The organism is Mesorhizobium sp. M7A.F.Ca.MR.362.00.0.0, assembly GCF_004023175.1.
GTDB lineage: Bacteria > Pseudomonadota > Alphaproteobacteria > Rhizobiales > Rhizobiaceae > Mesorhizobium.
Genome location: NZ_RZTF01000127.1, coordinates 5,209 through 9,930 on the forward strand (window position 1 = coordinate 5,209; position 4,722 = coordinate 9,930).

General features: G+C 60.7%; 2 protein-coding genes and 1 pseudogene. 1 reads left to right on the top strand and 2 read right to left on the bottom strand.

The window, feature by feature from the left end:
• Positions 1–55 precede the first annotated feature (55 nt).
• Together EOC06_RS17155 and EOC06_RS17160 are read right to left on the bottom strand one after the other, a co-directional pair.
• Positions 56–913 carry a nitroreductase family protein gene (locus EOC06_RS17155; protein WP_024504898.1) on the bottom strand — a complete coding sequence of 286 codons (858 nt, stop codon included), beginning with the start codon at positions 911–913 and terminating at the stop codon, positions 56–58.
• A 55-nt stretch (positions 914–968) separates the two neighbouring features.
• Positions 969–3,617: a CaiB/BaiF CoA-transferase family protein gene (locus tag EOC06_RS17160; RefSeq protein WP_206631201.1), complete on the bottom strand. Its 2,649-nt coding sequence runs from the start codon at positions 3,615–3,617 to the stop codon at positions 969–971.
• Between the two features lie 164 nt (positions 3,618–3,781).
• Here EOC06_RS17160 and EOC06_RS17165 point away from each other — a divergent pair.
• Positions 3,782–4,628, top strand: a pseudogene (locus EOC06_RS17165) (SMP-30/gluconolactonase/LRE family protein).
• The last annotated feature ends 94 nt before the right edge of the window (positions 4,629–4,722 follow it).

Genomic DNA, 4,722 nt, shown 5'->3' on the forward strand with positions numbered 1-4,722 from the left:
CCTGACGAATTCGCAGCCCCTGTCTCTCAGTCAACATTGGCGCGCGCAACCGCAGCTATTTGAGCCCAAATCCCCGCGCCTTCAGGAAGTCCGTGAGCACGTGCCTGCCGGTCAGTGCAGCAACGTCCTTTATCCGCGCCGCGGTCTGTTCAGTCCAGTCGATGTTGCGCATGTTCTGTTCGGCCTGGAATTCCCGCATGCGTGCCTCGTAGGCCGCCATAAGCTCCGGGTCGATTTGGGTATACCGCTCGCGGTGGAGGATTATGCCTTGCGGCAGGCGCGGCTTGACGTCTGTTGCCACCGCCGGATCGGGGCGGCCGACTGTCATGCCGAACACGACCATCGATTCGTCGGGCAGTCCCAGTTCGTTGGCGACGGCCTGAGGGTCGTTACGCATCGCGCCTATGTAGCAGCAGCCGAGGCCGAGCGACTCGATTGCAACAGCGGCATTCTGCGCTGCGAACGCGGCGTCCGCGATGGCAAAGATGAATGCCTCGATGTAATCGAGTGCGACACCGGCATGTCCCCGCTCATCGCTGATCGCACGCAGGCGAGCCAGATCGGCGACGAAAACGAGCAGCAGCGGCGCGTCATGGATGTGCTTCTGGTCCGCGGCGTAGCCGGCCAGCCGCGCCTTGCGATCCTTGTCCTCGACCGCAATGACGCTCCAAGCTTGGAGGTTGGAAGTTGAAGCCGCCGACTGTGCGGCCGCCACGACGAGCTCAAGGGTATTTGCGGGAAGGGGCTGGTCGAGGTAGTAGCGCACCGACCGGTGCGACAGCATCACATCCAGCGTGCTGTTCCAAGTGACGTGGGACAATTCTTCGGCGAGAGCGGGATCACGGTAGCGCGTACCGACGCGTTCACGTGCCGCTGTACCGTCGGCGACGCTGTTTCGCTGCTTGCTGGTCATCTGATTGTTATCCATCTGGTTGTTTGGCTTGATCCGCCTGGGATTCTTGCCGAGGTCAAATAACGCCCTCGTGCTTGAACGAGCGGATCTGTGCTGTTGAGTGGCCGAGGAGTTCACCGAGGACATATTCGTTGTCTTCGCCGTAACAAGGCGCTCCGCGGTTGATCAATCCGCCTGCATGCGCGGGTGTGCGGCCAAGTTTGAACGGCACTTCGGCCACGGGCCACGTCCCGATCCTTGTCCCAGGCACTTCGGTCAGCCACTCCAACCTCCGCAACTGCGGATCGTGATCGCAGCGATCCTCCGCCGTCTGGCATACGCCAGCGGCCACGCCAGCTGCTTGCAAGCGGCTCATGCAGTCATAGGCCTCAACGCCCTCGGTCCACGTTCCAACCACCTTGTCCAGTGCATCCTGGTTGACAAGACGAGCCGCAATATTGGCGAAGCGTGGATCGGTTAGCCATTCAGGATGGCCCGCGGCATGGGCGAGCGCCGCCCATGACCGCTGGTCGCAGCACGAGATCGCGATCCAGCGATCCGCCCCCTGGCAACGATAGGCGCCATGCGGCGCGGCATTGCCATAAGGGGAGCGGTTGCCGGTACGCTGCCACACTCGCCCGTTTGCCGACCAATCGAGGATGGCCTGGCTGGCAAGGAAGATGCCCGCTTCGCATTGGGACGCATCGATATGCTGACCCTTGCCGGTGACCGAGCGGTAGTACAGCGCACCGAGGAGCGATTGGGCGAAGCCATAGGCCCCCATCCAGTCGAGATAGGAATACCCCCACCCGGCAGGCATCGCCGGTTCGGCAAGACCGGACATCTCGTTCATCCCAGCAAACGAGGCAGCGATAGGCCCAACGGTGCGCAGTCGGCCATAGGTGCCGTAACTGCCCATGCCGGACTGCTGGACGTAGATGATATCGGGACGGATGCTGCGCAGGACGTCATACCCCAGGCCTAACCGATCGAGGACGCCCGGAGAGAAGCCTTCGGCGACGACGTCGGAGATTGCGATCAGCCGCTTGGCGATATCGATACCTTTCGGGTGGCGGATATTGAGCGAGAGCCCGCGCTTGCCCGTGTTCTTATTGTTGAACTGGCCGCCCATGTCGGGATCGCTGACGCCCGGCAGTGGGCCGGTCGCGGCCTCGCGCGCCGTGCGGCCGCCAACGGGTGCCATTGCGGCGAGGCGTGTGTCTGGGTTTTCCTTCCATTCGACCTTGATGCACTCGGCGCCAAGCGCAGCAGCAAAGCGCGTTCCGCCCGCCGAAGCAAGAAACCATGAGAAGTCAAAGATGCGGACGTTCTGCAAAGGAAAGGGACGATTGCGTGCTGAGAGCGCCGGTTTCAGGGTCGCCTCTGCCGCTACCTTTGGCGATGCCTGCCTTGAGGTGTTGCTCACTTCGCCCGTATGCTCACCGCGCAGCGGCGCGCGCTTGCCGGCCTGCCATCGTGTTTCCGAACTCAGCCATTTGCTTGTGGCATAATGGAAGCTGCGCCCAAGTTCAGGGTGATCGACCTTGGTGATGGCGCCGCGCTTCAGCCAATGCTCGTCTTGTGCATTCTCATGCGGCTTGCGCACCGGTGCCCAGAGCAATCCCGCTGCCTGAGCTTCTTGCCAGGGCGTCGCGTCATATGTGTGGGCGCGGACGAAACGCTGAACCACTTCCAGCGTGTGCGAGGTGGCGTCGTCCATCTTCGACGAGCCCGGGACGCTGCGTGCGTTAAAGTCCGCATCGGCTGTGGGCGCCTCGAGGTCCGCAGCCATGTCGAAACGCTCGAGGAACGGCACGAGATTGGCCTTGTCACGGGCGCCAACACCCCAGGTCATGTACCAGCGACCATCTTTGGTGTGACTGATGTTGGGGACACGCGACACTGCCTCCAGGGCATGACGGCATGTCAGACGATGGAGCGGCGCTCGGCGCATCACCCATGACATCAGATCGATCTCGGTGCTCTTGGCTACCGCCTCATGGATGGCACAGGAGATATCCTGACCGAGACCCGAGGTGGTCCGCTCGATCAGAGCGGCAAGAATGCCAATCATGAGTTGCTCACCGGCAATATGGTAGGCATGCCAGATTTGCGGTGCGATAGGCGGTAGGTCGTACTGTTCCGATGGATCCGGATCGTAGCCGCAATTCATCATGACGCCGCCGAGCGCCAGATGAACCAGGTCCGACCCCTTGAAGGTACTCCAAGGGCCGTCATCGCCGAAAGGCGTCATGCGGGCGATGACGAGCGAGGGGTACCGCGCCGCCAAGGCTTCGCGGGTCAGCCCAAGCTGTTCATTCAACATGCCGCAGCTAGCATCCAGCAGGATGTCGGCAGTACCCAGGAGCTGGACCAACATCTCGCGACCGCCTGCGGTATCCAGATCGGCGACGGCGGATTTCTTGCCGCGGTTGTATGCCCAGAAATAGAGCGACTTTTCGGGGTCGGGCTCCTCAGAACAGAACGGGGCGATGCGCCTCGTCGGGCTGCCGCCTGCTGGTTCGATCTTGATCACCTCGGCGCCGAGTCCTGCAAGCAGCAGGCCGCAATACTCCGCCGTCTCGTCCGCCACCTCGATCACTCGAAGGCCAGACAGCATTCCGGGGGCGGTGTCGGACGCCAGAGCGGTCGACCGGGGTTCAACTCTTGCAGCTGTCATGAAGGGTGTTTGGACCGTCTCAGCGTTGATGTTGAGCAACCACATTTATGGAGTTTGCTCGGCAAGATAATGCATTATATAAAATTAGGCATTGAGAAGCGGCGCCTGTCAATTAGAAATTGCGGGGGTCAAACCAATTCACCTCGGGTGGTGGAAAAAGTGCAGAAGAAATTTCGATCCTGAATTTTTAAGGCTTCCGGCGCTATGTCGTGGCCAATGCGCCATTGGAGCGTCTTCACACCGGTATGATGTGGGCGGAGGGTCCGGTCTGTTTTGCGGATCTCGAGATTCTCCTTCTTAGCGACGTTCCGGCAGAGCAAATATTACTGTCGCCAAAGGGCAGCCACCGGTCGTCTTTCGCCATCCGTCCGGCAACGCCAATGGCAACACCCGGGACCGCCAAGGGCGTCTGCTCACCTGCGAGAGCGGCAATCGTCGCGTCGTCCGCACCGAACTTGACGGGAGGCAGACCGTTCTCGCCGATAGCTACGATGGAAAGCAGCTCAACTCGCCAAACGACATCGTCGTACGCTCGGATGATTCGATCTGGTTTACCGACCCGGATTATGGAATTCTCAGCGATTACACAGGAAACCGCGCCTCCAGCTTGGGCGCCGCTGCGTTTTCCGCCTTGATCCCCTCGATGGCAAGCTGGCGATCGCCACGGACAAACTGGACAAGCCCAATGGTCTGGCCTTCTCGCCCACCGAGAAAATCCTTTCGTTGCCGACTCAGGCGCGACGCACACGCCTGGGTGGCGCACATGAGATCCTAGCTTTTGACGTAGCGGCCGATGGTGGGCTTGGCAACCGCCGGACATTCGCCGTGATCGATGCCGGGGTGCCTGACGGGTTCCGCGTGGACCTCGATGGCAATATCTGGACAAGGGCGGCTGATGGTGTTCACTGCATCAGCCCCGAGGGGGAATTAATCGGTAAGATTGCGGTCCCGGAAACCCGTCACAAACCTGACGTTTGGCGGCCCAAGCGCAATCGCCTGTTCATAGCCGCTGCCTCGTCTCTTTACTCGATTTATGTCGGGACACGCGGCCTCTGAAATGGTTCCGAACCTCTTGACCAAAATAAAATAAAATGCATCATCCATTACGGAGGGACGATGCAAGGCTTTTCTGGGCTTCGAGATAAAGTAT

Excerpts from the sequence above, each read along its gene's own strand:
- EOC06_RS17155 (WP_024504898.1), bottom strand. The coding sequence starts at position 913 with ATGACCAGCAAGCAGCGAAACAGCGTCGCCGACGGTACAGCGGCACGT.
- EOC06_RS17160 (WP_206631201.1), bottom strand. The coding sequence starts at position 3,617 with ATGTGGTTGCTCAACATCAACGCTGAGACGGTCCAAACACCCTTCATG.